A 21,828-nucleotide genomic window follows, 5' to 3' on the forward strand; every position below is an offset into this window, starting at 1 on the left:
TCTCTGTTCCAAGTAGCGATAGACAAGCAAGTTTTAGTTTTTTTAAAAGGAAAACTCCTCTACTAGTTCGGATCTCCATTTCAGATTACTTCGGTCCTCTTGTTGTTGGAGTAGGGACTACTTGCTGCCCTTCTTTTCTAGATACGTAATTCTCATGAGCTTTGTTCCTTTCACATGAAACACTTTCGACTAGTTCGGATCTCCGTTTCAGATTACTTCGCTTTCCGCGGGGCGAGCGCTGAGCTTCCTCGTCGTTTCTCTCCTGCGGGATCTCAACTGACTCGCTATCCCCGCAGGAGTCTTCGCATCTTTCACTCCGATCCTAGTGCGTTGAAAGAGTGAATTGTAAATGATCACCCTTGATGAGTATTTTGTTTCAAAAAGGACTTTTGCTTTTGACGAGAGCGTGCATTCGTTTCAGGCTGCTTCACTTTTCTACTGGGAGTTCTATACTTCCTTGTTCACATAGCTAAAAAGCACCCCTTTTGAAAAGAGGTGCTTTTGATTAGGCAGCTTGTTTCGCATCGCCGCGAATTTCTGCGACGGTTTTAATGTTGTAGTTTTTGAATACGATCGATCCTATGTATCCGACAAGTGCACTGACGATCGCACAGAGAGCAGCGCAAATGGTCACACGGATGGGATCGTTGAAGCCGTACATGACGGCTAATCCAGCAATTGGTGTTGCGGTTCCGGCAGCGTTGTTGACTAATCCGAATAAAGATACAACGACTCCTGCTGCCGCTCCGCCTACAAAATTGGTCACATAGACTGGAATAGGGTTAGCTGAAATAATATCTGACTGAGTAAGTGGTTCAATTGCAACTGAAATGGTGGTACGTCGATCTCCGAATTTCATACGATCAAACAGCACGTAATTCATAAATGAAGATCCCATCACAGCCAAAGCCCCAATAGCCATTGGCAATCCTGTTAATCCTAACATAGCCGTCAAGGCCATTGAACTGAGCGGAGCAGTTGCAACAACGGTAATCACGCCACCCAAGATGATCCCCATGACAACTGGGCTACTCGTTGCCGTTTGCTTAATCACACCGCCAATATTTAAGAGCGTAGCGTTGACAACCGGATCTACTCCTACCGCGATTAAACGGGCAATTGGTGCAATGATAAGCACGTTTCCAAGTAAATCCAATCCTGCTGGGAATTTGTTTTCCACCCATTTGGATAAATAAGCGACTAAATAACCAGCGACAAACCCAGGTAATAACCCTAGTCCACTACATGCGACTCCAATCATGAGCGAATAAACGGGTGAAACGCCGAGCGCGAGTGCCACAAGAGCGGCGGCTGCCACGCCTCCCATTCCTCCGGCTGCGGTCCCAACTTCACCGAGAAATTTAATTCCGAGCAAATCTCCGCCTACATAGTGCTGAAACGCTTCAACTAAAAAAGCGGCAACAGCTGCGTTTGCCAATGCTCCCATCGCTTTCATCCCATGTGGAGCTTTGTAGCTAAATAACGAAAATAGACATAGAACGACTAATAGTAATACAGTTCCTTTTAAAATGTCCACGTAGTCTCTCTCCTCTTCTGATGTTTTTACACTCTAGAAGTTTCTCCCACCGTTCAAAACTATCATTAAACGAACATTTTTGAAAGAATTTTCGGTTTATAATTCGGATTTTAGTCTAAAAATACTATATTTTTCGTTTTTTCAAATTAATTGTATGCCTTTTCACATTTAAACAACAAATGCATGACAAAAAAAGTCCCGACCATATTCGATCGGAACTTATCGTGCATTATTCAATCGCAAAAATATATGCGTATAGTGGCTGTTCGCCGCTATGAACTTCTACTTCAACATCTTCGAACGAGGACTCAATGAATTCAACAAGTGATGCTGTTTCTTCATCAGATGCGTCCTCTCCTTGTAGAATCGTCACAATCTCTGCATCTTCATCGATTAAATGATCAACTAGCTTTTTTGCTGCTTCTAATTGATTTTTGTCTTTGACAGAGATTTTCCCATCAGCGATTCCCATAAAATCACCTTTGTTTAGTTCTAGGCCATCAATGCTCGTGTCGCGTACAGCATACGTAATTTGCCCTGTCTTTACGTGACTGAGCGCTTCTGTCATAGCTGCTTCATTCGCTTCTACGTCCACCTCAGGGTTAAACGCTAGAATAGCAGACATTCCTTGAGGAACGGTTTTAGATGGGATAACTAGTACCGTTTGATCGACCACATCTGCTGCTTGGCGAGCTGCCATCACGATATTGCTGTTATTTGGCAGAATAATCACCGTTTCTGCATTTGCTTCTTCGATCGCTTTTACGATATCCTCCGTGCTCGGATTCATCGTTTGTCCGCCTTCAATCACAACGGATGCACCGATGCTTCTGAAGAGGTCTGCAATACCTGAACCCATTGTCACGGAAATAATGCCATATTTTGATTTTGCTTGTGCTTTTGCTGGAGCACTTGGCATACTTGGCGCATCGTGTGATACGATGCTGCTGTGCTGTTCACGCATGTTTTCAATTTTCATGTTGATTAAGCTACCAAATGTTTGAGCATACGTAAGCACTTCACCTGGATATTCAGCGTGAATATGTACTTTTACGATCTCTTCATCAGACACCACTAGCAATGAGTCACCTTTTTTGCTTAGCTCATTACGGAAGGCTTCCTCTGAGAAAGAAGTTTTTGTTGCGTTATCAGCTTCTAACTTCACCATAAATTCCGTGCAATAACCAAACTCAATATCTTCTGTGTTCATATGACTTTGGGCACTTTTATGGTGCTCTGCGTTAACAAGCTCGTCCAATGAAGGAGCAGCAATTGTAACACTAGGAAGCTTCTCACCTTTTAATTCAGCAAGAAATCCTTCGTAAATAATAACAAGACCTTGTCCACCGCTATCTACCACTCCTACTTCTTTTAGTACAGGAAGTAGATCCGGTGTACGGTTTAAGGAAGCCTTCGCTTCTTTTAGGGTTTCTTCTAAAAGAGCAATAATATCTCGTTCTTGCTTCGCAACCGTTGCAGCATGCTTGGCAGCGTCTTTAGCTACTGTTAAAATCGTTCCTTCTACAGGCTTCATAACTGCTTTGTAAGCTGTTTCAACGCCTGCTTCAAGACCTTCCGCAAAATCAGCAGCTGTAATCGTCGCTTTTGATTCAATCTTTTTTGCGAATCCTCTGAAAAGCTGAGACAGAATAACACCTGAGTTACCGCGCGCTCCCATTAACAAACCTTTTGCAAGCGACTGCGCAACTTTCCCAGCATGATCTGAAGGGTTATTTTTAACTTCTTTAGCACCAGAAGTAATTGATAAGTTCATATTTGTTCCCGTATCACCGTCTGGAACTGGAAATACGTTGAGAGCGTCTACCATTTGGGCATTATTCGTTAAGTGCTGCGCACCTTGAATAATCATTTCCCTCAAACGCTTTCCATCTAATACTGTAATTGACACAAATCTTCCTCCTTACTACAAGTTCGTGACGCGAACACCCTGCACGTATATATTGACTGAGTCTACAGTTAGTCCTACCGTTTGTTCTAATGTATACTTAACTTTCGTTTGAACGTTATGTGCAATCTCGGAAATTTTCGTACCGTAGCTAACGATGATGTACATATCAATGTGTACGTCATCTTCCTCTTGGCGAACGATAATCCCACGAGTAAAGTTTTCTTTTCGAAGAATTTCTGTAATACCGTCTTTAATTTGATTTTTGGATGCCATTCCTACTATGCCGTAGCAGTCAATTGCTGCTCCTCCTGCTATAGTAGCAACTACATCTGTTGCAATATCAATCTGACCGTATTGATTTTTCATTTCGATGGACATACACTTTCCCCTTTCCATATTCATAGGTTACTCACATTTTACTATAAGACCATACTTTTTGAAAGCACATTCAGATTGCTAACATGGGAGGTTCTCTTATTATACAACAATGGATTCATTTATATGTCAAGGGAAATTTCTTGAAAGCATTGCAAACTCCTATTGCATTAATACTCAGCGTGTGATAAATTAATATAGTATTTCTCGACAGTAGAAGTCATTTAGTTTCTTGTGAGTGAGGAGGGAATTAATAATGGCACGTAAATGTGTAATCACTGGTAAAAAAACTAGTTCAGGTAACGCACGTTCACACGCTATGAACGCTAACAAGCGTAAATGGGGTGCAAACGTTCAAAAAGTACGTATTTTAGTTGACGGTAAACCTAAACGTGTATACGTATCTGCTCGCGCTCTTAAGTCTGGTAAAGTTGAACGCGTATAAGCATATAAAAAAAGCACCATGTCCGCATGGTGCTTCTTTTTTAATCTTTTTTTAGCGTATTCAGCATTGCTCTTACGATCCCACCCAAGAACTTTGGAAGTTTAATTGTATAGAATTTCATACTTTCCCTCCTAATCATCTCTCCGCTTTCATCATTTATCAGCATATTCAATGTTTGTAAAATTAGTACCTCGAAGTAAACGTAGGTCGTGCTCAATCATTACTTCTTATCATCATTAATATGCCTTTAGTAAACGAAAAAGTACCCGTTTCATGAAGAAGTTCATTACTTACGCAAAGAGTTGATCCCCACTTGATGGTTTGATTTGTCAAAGGGTATTTAAAGTCCATAAGCGTGATATTTTCCACCGTATCGGAAAATGGCAAGAATGATACATATTGATAATCCTCGTTTCGTTGAATCGTGTAACGACCAGCTTCATGCATTGAAATAATGTTTGTTTGATCCACTATTTCACTCGAAATCCCCTTCAAAAGCGCTCGGTATAACAGCTGAATAGTCGCATAGCCATGGTCCATACGCCCCCCTGTCCCACCGAAAATCCGTATATTTGTTGGTTTTTGATCTATCGCCCATTCTAGGGCAAGCTCTAGATCTGTTTTATCCTTTTCAGCGGGATAAACTTCAAGTTCGCTCAGCTGCTGTTGAATGTAGTAAAGTTCCTCCTCTGATACAGAATCAAAATCGCCAAATGCCTTCACTGGTCTAATGCCCTCGTTCAATAAATGAAATACCCCTCGATCAATCCCAACCCACTTATCACATGTCCATTTAGTATCTGAAAGAGACGGTACCAGTTCCTTTGGTCCTCCTGCCAATAAGTTAATAATCATGATTTGTCCTTCTTTCTTTTAGCAATCTGCAAAAAAAGGATAACAAAAAGCGGGTGCGCTTCTTATTATCCTTCTCCCTCATTATTTGTTCTCTTATAGCGTTGAACGAATGGCTTTAATAGCAGCTCCTCGATCTTCTTTATCATAAATCGCTGAACCAGCAACAAGCACGTTTGCCCCCGCTTCTACGCATAATCGAGCTGTTTCTTCATTCACGCCTCCATCAACTTCTACATCGATTGAAAGATGACGAATTTGAATCAGTTGTGAAATTTGTTCAATCTTTGGCAGCACGCTCTTAATGAACTTTTGTCCGCCAAATCCAGGGTTCACCGTCATGAGAAGCACAAGGTCAATGTCTTCTAAAATATGCTTCACGTGATCGATAGGTGTAGCAGGATTTAGGGCAACACCCGCCTTCACACCATGCTCCTTAATGAGCTGAATTGTACGGTGAAGGTGAGGACAAGCTTCTGCATGAACCGTAATAATATCAGCACCAGCCTTTGCGAAGGTTGGAATGTATTGATCAGGGTTCTCCATCATCAGATGAACATCTAATGGTAAACTTGTGGTTGGACGAATCGCTTCAACAATTAATGGGCCAATCGTCAGATTCGGTACAAAATGACCATCCATTACGTCAACATGAATATAGTCAGCACCCCCTGCTTCAACATCTTTGATTTCAGCAGCTAGATTGGCAAAATTGGCAGATAATATGGAAGGTGCGATTTTTATCATAATTTAATACCTCGGCTTTCTTTGCTTTATTTCTTCAACAAATTGTAAATAGTGTTCATAACGATAAGAAGGAATTTCTCCGCTTTCAACGGCTTGTTTGACAGCACATTTCGGTTCTTTAAGGTGCATACATCCTCGGAATTTACATTCTTCACTTAAACGAGCCATTTCGGGGAAGCAAAATGGAAGGTTTTCGAGTTCGAGATCCATGAATTCAAGCGAGCTGAATCCTGGTGTATCAGCTACTAAACCTTCTTGAACAAAGATAAGTTCTACGTGTCTTGTCGTATGCTTCCCTCGTCCCAAAGCACTCGAAATATCATTCGTCTTCAGCTCTAACTCTGGCTTCATTGCATTTAAAAGCGATGACTTTCCGACCCCTGACTGCCCAGCAATAACCGTAACCTTATGATTTAAATAGTCATAAAGACTTTCTACGCCGTCTAATGTAGCCGCAGAAGTCAATAAAACGTCATATCCCATTTTCTCATAATCGGACGCAAATTGCTCAATTTCGGCTCTTTTTTCATCTGAAAGAAGATCGATTTTTGTAATGCAAATAACGGGCTCAATATCATTTGATTCAACGAGAACAAGAAAACGATCTAACAACGTTGTACTAAATTCAGGCTCAATGGCGGAAAACACAAGGAGCGCTTGATCAACGTTCGCGATCGGTGGTCGTACGAGTTCATTTTGTCGTTCTTTAATTTCAAGAATATAGCCCTCGCGCTCATTTTCTGCTTGAAACACCACATGATCTCCAACAAGAGGTGTGACCTTTTTTTTACGGAAAACGCCTCTTCCACGGCATTGTGTTATTTGATGATCATGAAGCACGTAGTAAAAACCACTAAGCGCTTTAATAATTGTGCCTTCTGGCATATACTCACTCCTTGTATAGCTTCTATTGCTCTGGATAATTCACTTGTTTCTCTTCGATAACTTGTTCATCACGTATAATTCTATACGTTGCAGTTTCACCTTGTGGAATAATCAGGTCTATTTTTTTCGTCATAGGAGCCGTAATCGGAAATTCTTGAACAGGCATATCCATATCATGATCTTTGTCGTCCACAAAAATTTTGACCTGCTGAGGCTCTCCCGGCGTCACCGTTTCGTAAGGAATAGTCACATCTACGGTGACTTTTTTCGGCGGCTTCGGCTTCTCACCTTCCGAAATCTTCACATGAATGGTTTGTCCTTTTTGAATATTCGTCCCTTTTGAAGGAGACTGCTTAATGACAAGACCTTTTTCTTCGTCCTTTGAATATTCTTTTTGAATATCTAAGTTTGCCCCAACATCATTTGCATAATCACGAACGCTCTTTTCCGTCCACCCCATCAAATCTTTTACAGGAATTTCTGGAGGCCCAGTACTTACCCAAAAGGTAATATCCGTTTCGTCTGGAATGACTTCTTCGTCTGGACGAGGGTCTTGATCAACGATCGTGCCAGGACTTTCTTCACCGGAAACTTCGAATGTTTTCATTGAACGAAACTCTGACAACAGCGGCTTAATTCCTTCAATGTCACGCCCCTTGTAGTCACCGATAGTGAATTTTTTCTTTCCTGTACTTTGATAAATGGTTACTTTACTGCCTTCTTTGGCAACTTCGCCGCTTTCGGGGTCCGTTCGCACGACCTTGCCTTCTTCCACCTTATCGTCCGTGACGAGCTTTGGATCTCCTACGGAAAATCCGAGCGAGCTCAGCTGATTGACCGCATCTTCATACTCGGTATCCGCTAAGTTCGGAACTTGTATGTCCTTTGGAAGTAGTAAGGACGGGACGAGCGTCACCGCTGCCACACCTGCTCCAATAAGTAAAACGAACAAAATGATTAGCGTTGGCAAAAGTCTGCTTTTTTTCTTTTTCTTTCGCTTCTTTTCTTTTACAGGCGGGGTCTTTGAAATACTTGCTGCTTTTTTACCCTTTTTAGGTGGCGTAACGATTGTTTCATCGCTTTCCTCCTGTATAACGGTATCTTTAATAACCGGAATGGCTTTTGTCGCATCCTCGTCAACCGGAATACGAAATTTTTGCTCATTCAAACGCTCTGGATATAGAGCCGATTTCAAATCTTCTAACATTTCAGCAGCCGTTTCATAACGATAAAACGGATCTTTTGCGGTTGCTTTTAAAACAATATTTTCAACGCTCTGTGGAATAGAAGGATTCCAGCGTTTTGGAGAAGGTGTTTCTGTTTGCAGATGCTTGAGTGCGATTGCGACCGCTGACTCTCCTGAGAATGGAACGCGCCCTGTAAGTAGTTCAAACAGCACAATACCTAATGAGTAAATATCAGAGCGCTTATTTGCCATTCCTCCGCGCGCCTGCTCAGGTGATAGATAGTGCACTGAACCAAGCACAGAGCTTGTTTGCGTAATCGTCGTTGAGCTCAGTGCAAGCGCAATACCAAAGTCCGCCACCTTTGCCGTGCCGTGGTCATCAATTAAGATATTTTGCGGTTTAATATCGCGGTGAACGATACTAAACTCATGTGCATGATTAATGGCTTCTGTAATCTGTGCCATAATATTTAAGGCTGTATCAATGGGGACCGGCGCTTCCCGCTGTATGTATTGCTTTAATGTTTGCCCTGGTACATATTCCATGACGATATAATAAATATCTTCTTGTTCCCCAACATCATAAATACTCACAATATTTGGGTGTGCAATACTGGTCGCTGATTGTGCTTCGCGATGAAACCGCTTAATAAAAGACTCATCGTTTGAAAAATCTAGACGCAGAACTTTTATGGCTACGTCTCGCTCCAAAATAATATCTCGAGCAAGGTAAACGTTCGCCATTCCTCCACCACCGATGACTTTTACAATCTTATAACGGTCATTCAATCGTCTGCCAATTAGCATTACACTCACCCACTTCCATTTGTGAAATCAACAATTACTAGTGTAATATTATCTTCCCCGCCTGAATCATTTGCCTGTTGAATTAAAGACGCTGCTTTTTCTTCTAGCGTTAAGGAAGAGGCAAGCGTTTCTTTTAACTGCTCTGTGGACACTTTATTTGACAATCCATCTGAGCAAAGAAGCAATTGATCTTCAGCTTCAATTTCAATTGTTTTAATATCCACATAAACTCTTTCTTCGGTTCCAAGAGCCCGCATTAAAATGTTTTTACGCGGATGGTGCTCCGCATCTTCTCGTGAAATTTGCCCGCTTTTTACGAGTTCATTAACGAGTGAATGATCTTCTGTTAGCTGTGAAAAGCCGTTCTCATTCAGAATATAACAGCGGCTGTCACCAATATTGCCTACTGTACAAAAGGAATCTGTACAAACAGCCATTACGACCGTTGTTCCCATCCCACGGCATTCTTCATGCTCTTGTGAATATTGAAACAAATGTTGATTGACTTGTGTAATTTTTTCCTTCATCCACCTAGATGCAACATCAGGAGAAGAAAGCTTTTCGCTTTCTTCCCAATATTGCTTTAATTCCTTTATGGCCAAGCTGCTTGCTACATCACCGGCACGGTGTCCTCCCATGCCGTCTGCCACTACAGCTAAAGACTGACCATAACGGTTAACAAATACCCCTCCAGAATCTTCGTTATGCTGACGAACCTTCCCACGGTCGGTCATAAAAACTACTCCCATTTGCTTCACCTCGTCTCTTCTTGACGCTCCTTCGCGCGTAGCTGACCACAAGCTGCATCAATGTCATGACCTTGTTCGCGACGAATCGTCACATTGACACCACGATCTTTCAATACGCGTTCAAACGCAAAGATTTGCTCGCGCGGCGTGCGTACGTAATCACGTTCTGGTACATAGTTTACTGGAATTAAGTTAATGTGGCATTTGATCCCTTTTACAAGCTTCGCTAATTCTTCCGCATGCTCTACTTGATCGTTGACGCCTCCGAACAACCCGTACTCAAAGCTAATGCGGCGGCCCGTTTTATCCACATAATAACGAACAGCTTCCATTAAGTCTGGCAGTTTGTATGCACGGTTAATTGGCATTAAACGTGAACGAGTTTCTGTATTCGCTGAATGTAGAGAAATAGCAAAGTTGATTTGCATGTTCTCATCCGCAAAATCGTAAATTTTAGGAATGATTCCACTCGTCGATACCGTAATATGACGAGCACCGATGTTTAAGCCCTCATCAGAGTTGATAATTTTAAGGAACCCTAACATGTGATCGTAGTTGTCGAATGGTTCACCTATCCCCATAATTACGACGTGGCTTACGCGTTCTCCTTGTTCATCTAGTGCCTTTTGTACTTTTACTACTTGAGCAACGATTTCTCCCGCTTCAAGGTTTCGTTTTAATCCGCCTAAAGTCGACGCACAGAACGTACAACCGATGCGGCAACCAACTTGTGTTGTTACACAAATAGAATTTCCGTATTCATGGCGCATTAGAACTGTTTCAATCGTATACCCATCATGAAGTTCAAATAAGAACTTCATTGTTCCGTCAGAAGACGTTTGTTGAACAGCTGTTTCAAGCGTTGTAAGCACGAAATGTGCTGCTAGCTTGTCGCGTAGCTCCTTCGATAAGTTGCTCATATCTTCAAATGACGTTACGCGTTTTGTGTATAACCAATCATAAATTTGCTTTCCACGGAACTTCTTTTCTCCATTTTCTACTAACCAATTCTCTAATTCGTGTAATTGGTAAGAATAGATGGAAGGGTTTCGATCAAGCTCTTTGCTTTTTTTCTTAGCTGATAATACTTTTTCCATTCCTACACCTTCTTTCTTAAACTAGCAATATAAAAACCATCGCTTTGAAAATCATCTGGGAGTAATTGAATTTGACTTTCCGTCACGTGTGGATGCAGCACAGACGGCATACGTTCCTTGAACGTTGTATCAAATTGAAAATCCTTTTGCTCTTGTAAAAATTGATACACAACCTCTTGGTTTTCATCTTGATCAATTGTACAAGTGCTATATACAAGTGTTCCACCTTTTTTCAAAAGTGGTGCCACAGCACGTAAAATATCCGCTTGGATGCGCGCTAATTGTTTCACATCCTGCTCCGTTTTCGTATACTTCACATCTGGCTTGCGTTTCATTACGCCAAATCCTGTACAAGGAGCATCTACTAATATTCTATCGAAGGTTTCGTCTTTAAACAATTCCTGAACCTTACGACTATCTGACACCTTTGTGTCAATGTTGTCTAATCCAAGACGTTTTGCTTGGTCTTCAATTAGCTTAACTTTATGAGCGTGAATGTCCAATGAAACGACTTGACCCGTATGTTGAAGACGTTCTGCAATATGTGTCGATTTTCCTCCAGGGGCCGCACAGCTATCTAAAATCGTCTCGTTCGGTTCCACGTCTAACGCATGTGCAACAAGCATAGAGCTTTCATCTTGAACGGTGAACATGCCCTGTTTAAATGCTTCTGTATACACTGCATTGCCTTTTTGTGTTTCAAGGGCTTCCTCAAGAAACAATCCATCTTTTACTTGAATTCCTTCTTCAGCAAGCTGTGCTTTTACTTCTTCCTTCGTAAATTTAGATGTATTTACGCGAAGGGATTGTTTTGGAGCCCGAAGATTAGCTTCACATATTCCCTGTGTTTTTTCAACCCCATATTGCTCCGCCCATCTCTCAACAAGCCATAGCGGGTGGCTTGTCTCAATGGAAATACGCTCTAACGGTTTTTTTATTTCATCTAAGCTTTTTAACCCATTACGCTGAATGGTACGAAGCACACCGTTGACCATTGACGAAATGCCTTTATGACCACGTTTTTTCGCAATTTCGACCGCTTCGTAAAAAACCGCTCGCTCAGGAATACGATCAAGGTACACCATTTGATAAAGCGACAGGCGAAGAAGCACGCGTACCCAATCCTGAAGTTTTTTCGGATTCTTAATAAATGGCTCCAAATAATAATCGAGCGTAAGCTTACGTTGAATCGTTCCGTAAACTATTTCCGTTAATAGTCCCGTATCTTTTCCTTGAATGCCATGCTTTTCAATGCTTTTGTTTAGCAACAGGTTACTAAACGCTTGATTCTTTTCAATGGAAAGCAAAATATCTAAAGCGACTTCACGAACGTTGTACTTACTCATTCGCTTCTCCTAGCTTTGTCCCTACTTGTAGTTGCCCACCGCGTAAAAATTGCGCCGCATCCATTCGTTTTTTACCTGCTGGCTGTAAATCGGTAATTTTAATCGACGTTTCATTTCCTGTTGAAACAACAAACCCGTCTTTTTCGATCGCCGTAACGGTACCAGCAGGCTCTGTAGAAGACGACGTCACTTTTTCTCCCCACCATACTTTCATAACTTGTCCTTCTAAAGTCGTGTAAGCAACTGGCCAAGGATGAAGTCCTCTAATATGATTATAAATTTCTTCGCCCGTTTTGCTCCAATTAATTTTTTCCTGCTCGCGTTTAATGTTGGAAGCAAAGGTAGCTTCTTCATCATTTTGCTTAATCGGCGTTAGCTTTCCTTCTAATAAAGCTGGAATCGTTTCAGAAAGAAGCTTTGCTCCTGCTTCACTTAACTTATCGTGAAGTGTACCGACATGATCACGCTCCTCAATCGGCACTTCTACTTTTGTTAAAATGTCACCCGCATCCAATTTTTCCACCATATACATAATGGTTACGCCTGTTTTAGGTTTTCCTTGTAAAATCGAGTAGTGAATTGGCGCACCTCCGCGAAGCTCAGGAAGCAATGAAGCATGAACGTTAATACAGCCTAAGCGCGGTGCATCTAAAATAGCCTTTGGTAGGATTTGCCCAAACGCAGCCGTGACAATAAGGTCTGGCTCATAGGCTAGCACCTCGCTGTACGCTTCCTCTAAGCGAATCTTTTCTGGTTGCAGAACCGGAATACCATGTTTTTCTGCCTCTACTTTAACGGGAGGCGGTGTTAGGACCTTTTTACGGCCCTTCGGACGATCTGGCTGTGTCACAACTGCCGATACGTTATAGCCATCTTGTAGTAATTGTTGTAAAACAGGAACCGAAAAATCCGGTGTTCCCATGAATACGATATTAATGCTCATCGTTTATTCCTCTCCTTCTAATTCGCCGTCTTCATAATAACGATCTACTTTTGTCGTAAATAATACGCCGTGAAGATGATCGATTTCATGAACGAGTGCTCGTGCTAAAAATCCTCTTGCTTCAATAATAAATGGTTTACCGCGGCGATTTTGCGCTCGAACTTTCACAAATTCTGGTCGCTTTACTTCACCAAAAAGGTCCGGAAAACTTAGACAGCCTTCAGGACCTACTTGTTCACCGCGTTCTTCTAGAATAACGGGATTAATAAGGTCGATGCGACCGTGCTTATCATCAACATCTACTACTGCCACTTGTTTTAATACACCCACTTGTGGTGCAGCTAGTCCAACCCCATCTGAATCCAGCATTAGTTCATACATTTGGTTTAATAATTTGGTTAGCTTACTATCAAAGACCGTGACAGGCTCACACTCTGCCTCAAGTCGCTCATCTGGATAATAAACTAATGATAGCTTTGACACTTTTTTTCCTCCTAAAACTTGCGCATATTGCAATTTATCACATCATTGAGTATGGATGTAAATCGATCGTAATGGTTAAATTTTGCTGTTGAATATCCCCCTGATACTGCTCCGTTACGAACTGTAAAAGCGGTATAAGGCTTGGTTCCAGCTTGTATTTTATCATGCATTGATAGCGATATCTATCTTTTATCTTAGCAATCGGAGATGCAACAGGCCCTAAAACCACTGCCTGAGACGATAATTTTTGCCTCATGAATTGACTGATCTTATCCGTTACGTCCACTACCTTCGCCAAATTCTCGTGCGAAACCGTAACTAGCGTTAAGTAAAAGAACGGCGGATATTTGTGCAGCTTTCGGATTTGCATTTCCTGCTCATAAAAAGCTCCGTAATCATGCTGACTAGCAAGCTCGATGCTGTAATGTTCTGGTGTGTATGTTTGAATAACCACTTCCCCTGGGAGCTTGTGACGTCCTGCACGCCCGCTAACTTGGGTGAGTAGCTGAAACGTTTTTTCAGACGCCCGGAAATCAGGAAGATGAAGCATCGTATCTGCTGATAGTACCCCAACGAGCGTAACGTTAGGAAAATCGAGCCCTTTTGCAATCATTTGTGTTCCCAACAAAATTTGTGCTTCTTGATTCGCAAATTTCGTAAGCAGCGTTTCATGAGCCCCTTTACGGCTCGTTGTATCCACGTCCATTCGTATGACTTTTGCTTGCGGAAGAACTTTTGTCAGCTCCTCTTCCACTTTCTGCGTTCCGGTTCCAAAAAAGCGGATATGATCGCTATTGCACTCCGGACAAAGCGTCGTCGTTGGCTGTTCATGACCACAGTAATGACATTTCAATACGTTCTGATAGCGATGATACGTTAGCGAAATTTCACAGTGCGGACACGAATGGACAAAGCCACAATCACGACACATCACAAACGATGAATGACCACGCTTGTTTAAAAATAATACCATTTGCTCGCCTTTAGCCAAGCGGTCTTCAATTTTTTCTAACAGCAGCCGCGAAAACATCGAGCGATTTCCCTCGCGAAGCTCTTCTCTCATGTCGATAATGTCAACAGGAGGCAGTGAGGCGTCATTCATTCGCTTCGTCAACGTTAACAGCTCATAGACCCCTTTTTGCGCTCGAGCAAATGATTCAAGCGTCGGTGTGGCACTTCCAAGAATGATTGGACAGTTATGCTGCTCTCCCCGGTAAATAGCAATATCTCGTGCATGATAACGAGGATTTTCCTCTTGTTTGTAGCTTGTTTCATGCTCTTCATCAATAATGATAATACCTAAATTCGTAAACGGTGCAAAAATCGCCGAGCGAGCGCCAACCACTACGGATACTTCCTGACGCTGAATTTTGCGCCACTCATCATACTTCTCGCCTGTTGATAATCCACTGTGCAAAACGGCAACCTTTGACCCAAATCGTTCTTTAAATCGGGTCACCATTTGCGGCGTAAGCGAAATTTCCGGCACAAGCACGATCGCCTCTTGACCTTTTTTTAGCACGCGGTCAATTGATTGAAGATACACTTCCGTTTTCCCGCTTCCTGTCACTCCGTACATAAGAAATACGCGATGCAACTCGTCTTCGATGTGAGCTAGGATCGGGGAAATCACCTTCGTTTGTTCATCTGTTAATGGAAACGGCTCGCTTGGTGTGAACGTTCGGTTCTCATATGGATCGCGGTAAATCTCCATGTTCACTTCTGCAAGCGCCCCCTTTTCCACAAGAGCCTTAACAGGTGCCTGCGTCGTTTGCAGAAAATCCGTCAGATCTTTCATGAAAATCTCTTCGGTGTTCTCTGTAAAATAACGGAGCACGTCTTTTTGCTTTTCCGCTTGCTTCGGAAGGGAATCAGCTAGGTCCATCAGCTCTTGAGGTGATAACAGCGGACGAACACCCTTTAACGTTTTTTTATTTCCGCGGTTTTTTACGACATACGTAACATCTAGCAAGCCTTTTTGAATATCGCGGTAAAAGGGCGATGTGAGACCGCCCTTTTCAACGTCTTTCCAGAGTACAGATGATTCCTTTTCAAAGAAGGGCTTTACAGCTTCATGGAGCTGTTTCGTCTCTACATGACGAGCCATCGTAATTTCCTTCTCATATTTCGCTTTCATTGCGGCTGGTAGCATCGCCTGAAAAGCCGAAATCGCGTAGCAAAGTGTATGTGTCGTCAGCCAATGCCCTAAGTTTAATAACTCTTCGGTTAACACAGGCGTAATATCAAGCAGCTCTTCAATTGGTTTTGTTCGCTTTACTTCGGTAGAATGTTTGACGTCAATAACAAAACCCTGAACTTTTCGCGGACCGAACGGAACGATCACCCTCATACCTGGGGCAATCATTTCTTCCCATTTGCTTGGAACGGAATAATCAAACGCTCGGTCTGTCTGTTTTGCTGCAACATCCACAATGACACTTGCAAATTTCATCGGCTACGCTCCTTTAACTCCTTAATCACTTCGTCGAGAATTTCCTTTGCTACCTCATGTTTTGATAAAACAGGTAGTGACTTTGGTTCTGCCTCACGTTGATAGATCGTCACAATGTTTGTGTCTGTTCCAAAACCCGCTCCTTCTGTTGATACGTTGTTGGCCACAACAAAATCAAGATTTTTCTCACGAAGCTTTTTCATCGCATATTCGTCTACATTGTTCGTTTCTGCTGCAAACCCTACTAGCAGCTGATGCTCCTTCTGCTCACCGAGTGTGCGAAGAATGTCAGTCGTTCTTTCAAGCTCTACAGACACAGCACCTGGCTGTTTCTTTACTTTTTGATCATAGGTGACTTTTGGTCGGTAATCCGCAACTGCCGCAGTTTTAATAACCACATCTGTCATTGGATACACGTTCATGACGGCTTCAAACATTTCTTGTGCGCTCTCCACATTAATACGGGTTACCCCAGGAGGCGTAGGAAGATTTGTCGGCCCTGATACGAGCGTCACAGCAGCGCCAAGTCGTGCTGCCTCTTCAGCTACAGCATAGCCCATTTTTCCTGTTGAATGATTGGACATGAAGCGAACCGGATCAATTTTTTCACGCGTTGGGCCTGCCGTAATTAAAACGTGCTTACCTTTTAGTGGTAGTGAACGCGCGTCGTTAAAATAATGTTGAAGATTTTCCACGATTTTCTCCGGCTCTTCTAAGCGTCCTTTTCCTACATATCCACAGGCTAAGTACCCCTCGCTTGGCTCAACGAATTGATAGCCGAACGAATGGAGAATATCAATATTACGAATGACAGCCGGATGATCATACATGTGCACATTCATCGCTGGTGCTACCCATACAGGAGCTGTTGTCGCAAGTAGCGTTGTTGAAATCATATCGTCCGCAATTCCATTTGCGAGCTTGCCGATCATGTTCGCTGTTGCTGGTGCAACGAGCACTAAATGGGGCCAATCGGCTAAATCAATGTGTGCGATGACCGCTGGATCTTTTTCATCGAACGTATCCGTATATACAGGATTTCTAGACAACGCCTGAAACGTTAATGGACTGACAAATTCGCGGGCAGACTCTGTCATCATTACTTTCACTTCCGCTCCTGCTTGTACTAATTTACTAGTTAAGGCTGCTGCTTTATAAACAGCAATACCACCGCTTACACATAATAAAATGCGTTTTCCCTTCACGATCTTCTTCCCCCATCTTGTAAATTGGTAAGATGAAAAAAATAACAACCTTCAACAGGTTGTTATTTTTTTCATCTTTGTTTATCAGCTCCACACGCTGCTACTTAGTCTTCTTGACGAGTTTCGTAGCGAAGTGCTTCTGCGTTAATTTCCTCTAGCGCTTTTCCTACAAATTTGTGGGAAACCGTGTTGTCAATTAACACACTTTCAGTTGTTTGTAATTGACGTGCACGTTTTGCAGCTACTGTTACAAGCGTGTATTTAGAGTCTAGTTTTGTCATTAAAGAATCGATAGATGGATATAACATGGATTATTCAACCTCCAACATTTTTTTATAGCGAGCAGAAATACGATCACGGCGACAGTGCTCTGCCGTAATAATAGAACGGATGCGGCTGCATGCATTCTCTACTTTGTCGTTTTCTACTACGTAATCGTAGGCGTCCATAAGTTCAATTTCTTCCTTCGCGACGCGCATACGGTTGTTAATAAGATCTTCCGTCTCTGTACCGCGATTTACAATGCGGCTTTTAAGCTCTGAAAGGCTTGGTGGTGCTAGGAAAATGAATAGTCCTTCTGAGAAGGCTTTTTTCACTTGTAGCGCTCCCTGCACTTCGATTTCAAGGAAAACGTCCTTACCTTCAGACAGACATTTTTCTACGTAGTCTACGGGCGTTCCGTAATAGTTCCCTACATATTCCGCCCATTCTAAAAGCTTGTTGTTTTCGATCATGTTCTCAAAATCTTCACGTTCCTTGAACAGGTAATCGATGCCGTCTACTTCACCTTCACGCGGCTTTCTCGTTGTCGCTGAGATGGAATAGTATAAATTGTTGTTCTCCTCTGAAAAAAGTGCTTTACGTACCGTTCCTTTTCCAACTCCTGAAGGACCTGATAGCACAATTAATAATCCTCTTTCGACATTCATTTTTCTATGAAAACCTACCCTTCATTATTCATGATGGCCTATCGTTCAACTAGATATAGCACTATTGTAGCCTGATCGTTGAAAGATTAACCTATCTTTATTCAATGTTTTGTACTTGCTCCTTCATTCGTTCAAGATGAGCTTTCATCTCAACGACGCACTGAGCAATGTCACCGTTATTGGCTTTCGCGCCAATCGTGTTAATTTCACGATTTAGTTCCTGAGTCAGAAAGTCAAGCTTTCTTCCCACCAGGGTTTCTGTTTCCACCGTTTGAATCACTTGCTGCAGATGACTTTGTATGCGTGTAAGCTCTTCATTAATATCCGCTTTATCAGCAAAAATCGCAATCTCTGTTAAGACACGCTGTTGTTCAAAAGCTTCTCCTGTATACTCAGAAAGTTTTTTTTGAATGCGCTCCTTATAGTGATCAACGACTTTCGGCGCCAGTTGAACAATCTTCTCTCGTACATCATGTAGCTGATTTACTTGCGCAACAATATCTGAAAGTAGCTGCGCACCTTCTTGTTTACGCATAAGAAGGAGTTGATTAACGGCCTGCTCGCAGGCTTCTAGTACTAACCCGTGCAAAACGGTACGGTCCTGCTGTTTTTCATTCAACAGAAATACGTCCTCCATTTTTAACACATCTGAAATGCGTACAGCGTCCGTTAACTGATACGTTTGTTGAATTTTTTTCAACTCGTCCATGTAATGACCTAACAGCTTCCAGTCTACTTCTACATCTTTTTGCGCAATGTTTTCTCCAGAGATGGTCACAAATATCTCTATTCTACCACGCTTTACTTGTTTTTGAACTAGCTTTTTGATTTTATCTTCTATTTCCATTAACTGCCTGGGCATTCTAATAATCGTTTCGCAAAAACGGTGATTGACAGATTTCATTTCCACCGTTACTGAATATTGTTCAGACTCGGCTTTTCCTCGTCCAAATCCTGTCATACTAGTAATCATTATTATCACATCCACTATGTACATATATTACAAAAATTAATGAGTAAATAAAAGGAATCTTGCTTTAAAAAGCTATCTCAATATGTAGGAAAGAATTTGTTTCCTCAAAAAGACATCGCCCTCTGTCTTTCTATCAAGGAATTCACCAGATAAAGAGACATTGGACGACGTCAACCTTTGTATGAAATTATAACACAGTTTAGGCTTTTTTTCTTGTTAAAAGTGAACCCGCTAGTAAAAAAGTTGGGATGCTCGCTAGTCCGACAATGACCATCCAGTCTCTTGGAACGATCGGAATCGTGTGGAATATCGGTTGAAGCGGCGGATAATAAATAACGACTAGCATGAGTAGAACAGATGAAATAACAGCTCCAACTAAATAAAGATTCTGGAACGGATTACGATCAAACACTGATTTTTCACTACGACAGTCGAACACGTGGATCAGCTGTGCAAGCACAAGCGTCGCAAACGCAACCGTCTGGGCATACGCTAAATTGTCAGGATTGTTTTTATAAATAACCATAAAGGCAATTAAGGTCATCGCCCCAATTAAGAAGCCACGGCTTACAACCTTCCATCCTAGTCCTCTAGCAAATACGCCTTCTTTCGGGTGACGCGGTTTCCGTCTCATTACATCATCTTCAGGCTGATCAAGCCCTAGAGCCATTGCCGGAAGTCCGTCTGTAACAAGGTTCACCCACAGTATTTGAATAGGGATCAGAGGAAGCGGAAGCCCTAAAATCATCGCAAACAGCATCACGAGTATTTCCCCTACGTTTGATGCTAGCAGGTAGCGAATAAATTTACGAATATTTTCATAGATGTTTCGCCCTTCTTTAATAGCAGACTTAATGGTCGCAAAGTTATCATCAAGCAACACAAGTGCAGACGCTTCCTTCGCAACATCCGTTCCCGTAATTCCCATGGAGATTCCAATATCCGCTGCTTTAATTGCAGGCGCATCGTTTACTCCGTCTCCCGTCATCGCTACGATATGGCCTTTTGCTTGGAGAGCTTTGACGATTTTCAACTTATGTTCTGGTGATACGCGAGCATATACGTACACATCATCAACAACGTTCTCAAGCTCTTCTTGACTCATTTTTGATAACGCTGCACCGTCTAGTACTTTACCGCCCATTTTTAAAATGCCAAGCTGGGTAGCGATCGCCTTTGCGGTAATAACGTGGTCACCGGTAATCATGACGGTTTTAATGCCGGCATCCCGACATTCTCTTACCGCTTGCTTCACTTCTGGACGAGGTGGATCAATCATTCCTTGAAGTCCAATAAACGTTAGCCCTTGCTCCATCTCCTGCTCGTTTCCAATCTGCTCATGTACCTCTAGCGGACGGTAAGCAATCGCAATATTTCGAAGCGCCTGACCTGCTAGGTGATCAATGGCCGCTTGAATTTCATTTTCAATGGATGATGATAGTGGCGCAATTTTTTGATCCCAAAGAGCTTTTGTGCTTTTCGTTAACAGCACATCTGGTGCTCCTTTTGTGATCACATAGCGCTTTCCTTCGTGATCCTCTACTACAACACTCATCATCTTTCGTGTGGAATCAAACGGATATTCTTCTACTATTTTATACTGCTTGTGCGCATTATCTCGTCCAAGCCCTGCTTTCATGGCAGCAACTAAAAGGGCAGCTTCTGTCGGATCACCGTCAATCACGTAGTCATCCTCATTCTTCATAACGCTCGTACCGTTGCATAATAGCCCAAATAAAAGGAGCTGATGTAATGCTTTATGCTTTGCCGGCTGCACTTCTTGTTCATTCAAGTAAAAGCTTCCTTCAGGGCGATACCCTGTTCCAGAAACGGTCCACGTCGTCTTATTTGACCAAATGTGTGTAACCGTCATTTTATTTTGCGTCATCGTTCCGGTTTTGTCAGAGCAGATTACGGACGCACAGCCTAACGTTTCGACCGCCGGTAGCTTACGAACGATGGAGCGTTGCTTGATCATTCGCTGAACGCCAAGCGATAGCGCAACCGTTACGATGGCAGGAAGACCTTCTGGAATCGCAGCAACAGCTAGTGAAACACCTGCTAGGAACATGTTGTAGAGATTATGACCTTGAAGAACGCCAATTCCTACTACAAGCATCGTTAAAATTAATGCCACAACGATTAAGATTTTACCTAGTTGTTCGAGGCGGCGCTGTAATGGTGTCACCATCACCTCTGCTGTTTGCAGTAGGTTCGCGATTTGTCCCATTGCGGTGTTCATCCCCGTGCCTACAACGATTCCAATGCCGCTCCCTCTTGTAATGAGCGTCCCCATAAAGCCCATATTTTCTTGATCACCAAGCGGCACTTCTTCACCCAAAATTGCATCTGTACGCTTTGTTACAGGAAGTGACTCACCTGTCAGGGCAGATTCTTCAATTTCGAGACCCTTTGCTTCTATAATTCGCACATCGGCACCAATGCGGTCACCGCTCGTGAATTTAATGACGTCGCCTAAGACGAGTTCACGTGACGGAACTTTTCGCCATTCCCCTTCACGCAGTACCATCACCTGAGGGGCAGAGAGTTCTTTGAGCGCACTCAGTGACTTTTCAGCGCGTCTTTCTTGAAAGAAACCGAGGAAACTGTTTATAATCACAATTGCAATAATGGCAATCGCATCAATATATTCTCCCAACAACCCAGAAATGAGCGTTGCTGCTAGAAGGACGATTACCATAAAATCTTTAAATTGCTCTAAAAATGCTAGGATTGCCGATTTCTTCTCGCCCTCTTGAAGCTCGTTAAAACCATGTTCTTTTTGCTTTTCTACGACTTGCTTTTCCGTTAAACCTTCTGCTTTATTTGCATGTGTCACTTGCAAAACAGCTTTTTCACTCAGCTCATACCACTTCATTCCATTCCTTCACACCCTTTTGTTATGAAA

20 protein-coding genes are annotated in these 21,828 nt (G+C 42.5%); 1 reads left to right on the forward strand and 19 read right to left on the reverse strand.

From position 1 onward, the window contains the following. Positions 1-505: 505 nt before the first annotated feature. The 3 genes from AMD01_RS20465 to AMD01_RS20475 form a co-directional block, all read right to left on the reverse strand. Positions 506-1,537 (reverse strand): PTS sugar transporter subunit IIC, encoded by a 1,032-nt coding sequence (locus tag AMD01_RS20465; RefSeq protein ID WP_053403320.1) that lies wholly within the window; start codon positions 1,535-1,537, stop codon positions 506-508. A gap of 229 nt (positions 1,538-1,766) precedes the next feature. Then, the gene (locus AMD01_RS20470) at positions 1,767-3,446 is read right to left on the reverse strand and encodes a DAK2 domain-containing protein (protein ID WP_053403321.1); all 1,680 of its coding nucleotides are present in this window, start codon (positions 3,444-3,446) and stop codon (positions 1,767-1,769) included. 15 nt (positions 3,447-3,461) lie between these two features. Beyond that, complete coding sequence (locus AMD01_RS20475; RefSeq protein WP_053403322.1) at positions 3,462-3,824, reverse strand: Asp23/Gls24 family envelope stress response protein; 363 nt, start codon at positions 3,822-3,824, stop codon at positions 3,462-3,464. 253 nt (positions 3,825-4,077) lie between these two features. Between AMD01_RS20475 and rpmB the strand changes: the two genes are divergently transcribed. After that, the gene (gene rpmB, locus AMD01_RS20480; protein ID WP_053403323.1) at positions 4,078-4,266 is read left to right on the forward strand and encodes a 50S ribosomal protein L28; all 189 of its coding nucleotides are present in this window, start codon (positions 4,078-4,080) and stop codon (positions 4,264-4,266) included. A 40-nt stretch (positions 4,267-4,306) separates the two neighbouring features. On the opposite strand, the gene spoVM is transcribed toward rpmB, so the two are convergent. The 16 genes from spoVM to AMD01_RS20560 all read right to left on the reverse strand — a co-directional run bounded on the left by spoVM (position 4,307) and on the right by AMD01_RS20560 (position 21,798). Then, positions 4,307-4,387: a stage V sporulation protein SpoVM gene (gene spoVM, locus AMD01_RS20485; RefSeq protein WP_053403324.1), complete on the reverse strand. Its 81-nt coding sequence runs from the start codon at positions 4,385-4,387 to the stop codon at positions 4,307-4,309. A gap of 92 nt (positions 4,388-4,479) precedes the next feature. Next, complete coding sequence (locus AMD01_RS20490; protein ID WP_053403325.1) at positions 4,480-5,121, reverse strand: thiamine diphosphokinase; 642 nt, start codon at positions 5,119-5,121, stop codon at positions 4,480-4,482. 93 nt (positions 5,122-5,214) lie between these two features. After that, positions 5,215-5,865 (reverse strand): ribulose-phosphate 3-epimerase, encoded by a 651-nt coding sequence (gene rpe / locus AMD01_RS20495; RefSeq protein WP_053403326.1) that lies wholly within the window; start codon positions 5,863-5,865, stop codon positions 5,215-5,217. Positions 5,866-5,868: 3 nt separating this feature from the next. After that, a complete protein-coding gene (rsgA, locus tag AMD01_RS20500) occupies positions 5,869-6,750 on the reverse strand; it encodes a ribosome small subunit-dependent GTPase A (RefSeq protein ID WP_053403327.1) in 882 nt (293 codons plus the stop codon). A 22-nt stretch (positions 6,751-6,772) separates the two neighbouring features. Next, positions 6,773-8,743, reverse strand: a complete 1,971-nt coding sequence (pknB, locus tag AMD01_RS20505; RefSeq protein WP_053403328.1) for a Stk1 family PASTA domain-containing Ser/Thr kinase — start codon at positions 8,741-8,743, stop codon at positions 6,773-6,775. A 5-nt stretch (positions 8,744-8,748) separates the two neighbouring features. Next, complete coding sequence (locus AMD01_RS20510; RefSeq protein ID WP_053403329.1) at positions 8,749-9,492, reverse strand: Stp1/IreP family PP2C-type Ser/Thr phosphatase; 744 nt, start codon at positions 9,490-9,492, stop codon at positions 8,749-8,751. A gap of 5 nt (positions 9,493-9,497) precedes the next feature. Further along, the gene (gene rlmN / locus AMD01_RS20515) at positions 9,498-10,589 is read right to left on the reverse strand and encodes a dual-specificity RNA methyltransferase RlmN (RefSeq protein ID WP_053403330.1); all 1,092 of its coding nucleotides are present in this window, start codon (positions 10,587-10,589) and stop codon (positions 9,498-9,500) included. A gap of 2 nt (positions 10,590-10,591) precedes the next feature. Further along, positions 10,592-11,935: a 16S rRNA (cytosine(967)-C(5))-methyltransferase RsmB gene (rsmB, locus tag AMD01_RS20520; RefSeq protein ID WP_053403331.1), complete on the reverse strand. Its 1,344-nt coding sequence runs from the start codon at positions 11,933-11,935 to the stop codon at positions 10,592-10,594. Further along, positions 11,928-12,878 carry a methionyl-tRNA formyltransferase gene (fmt, locus tag AMD01_RS20525; protein ID WP_053403332.1) on the reverse strand — a complete coding sequence of 317 codons (951 nt, stop codon included), beginning with the start codon at positions 12,876-12,878 and terminating at the stop codon, positions 11,928-11,930. The genes rsmB and fmt overlap by 8 nt, the downstream gene beginning before the upstream one ends. Positions 12,879-12,881: 3 nt before the next feature. Next, positions 12,882-13,361 carry a peptide deformylase gene (def, locus tag AMD01_RS20530; RefSeq protein WP_053403333.1) on the reverse strand — a complete coding sequence of 160 codons (480 nt, stop codon included), beginning with the start codon at positions 13,359-13,361 and terminating at the stop codon, positions 12,882-12,884. Between the two features lie 37 nt (positions 13,362-13,398). Next, positions 13,399-15,813 (reverse strand): primosomal protein N', encoded by a 2,415-nt coding sequence (gene priA / locus AMD01_RS20535; RefSeq protein ID WP_053403334.1) that lies wholly within the window; start codon positions 15,811-15,813, stop codon positions 13,399-13,401. Next, positions 15,810-17,021 carry a bifunctional phosphopantothenoylcysteine decarboxylase/phosphopantothenate--cysteine ligase CoaBC gene (gene coaBC / locus AMD01_RS20540; protein ID WP_053403402.1) on the reverse strand — a complete coding sequence of 404 codons (1,212 nt, stop codon included), beginning with the start codon at positions 17,019-17,021 and terminating at the stop codon, positions 15,810-15,812. Before coaBC ends, priA begins: the two co-directional genes overlap by 4 nt. Before the next feature lie 101 nt (positions 17,022-17,122). After that, positions 17,123-17,326 (reverse strand): DNA-directed RNA polymerase subunit omega, encoded by a 204-nt coding sequence (gene rpoZ, locus AMD01_RS20545; RefSeq protein WP_053403335.1) that lies wholly within the window; start codon positions 17,324-17,326, stop codon positions 17,123-17,125. Positions 17,327-17,329: 3 nt separating this feature from the next. Further along, the gene (gmk, locus tag AMD01_RS20550; protein WP_053403336.1) at positions 17,330-17,947 is read right to left on the reverse strand and encodes a guanylate kinase; all 618 of its coding nucleotides are present in this window, start codon (positions 17,945-17,947) and stop codon (positions 17,330-17,332) included. A 97-nt stretch (positions 17,948-18,044) separates the two neighbouring features. Continuing rightward, a complete protein-coding gene (locus AMD01_RS20555; RefSeq protein WP_053403337.1) occupies positions 18,045-18,920 on the reverse strand; it encodes a YicC/YloC family endoribonuclease in 876 nt (291 codons plus the stop codon). A gap of 199 nt (positions 18,921-19,119) precedes the next feature. Then, positions 19,120-21,798 carry a calcium-translocating P-type ATPase, SERCA-type gene (locus tag AMD01_RS20560; protein ID WP_053403338.1) on the reverse strand — a complete coding sequence of 893 codons (2,679 nt, stop codon included), beginning with the start codon at positions 21,796-21,798 and terminating at the stop codon, positions 19,120-19,122. Positions 21,799-21,828 lie beyond the last annotated feature (30 nt).

The organism is Priestia koreensis, from assembly GCF_001274935.1.
GTDB classification, from domain to species: Bacteria; Bacillota; Bacilli; order Bacillales; family Bacillaceae_H; genus Bacillus_AG; species Bacillus_AG koreensis.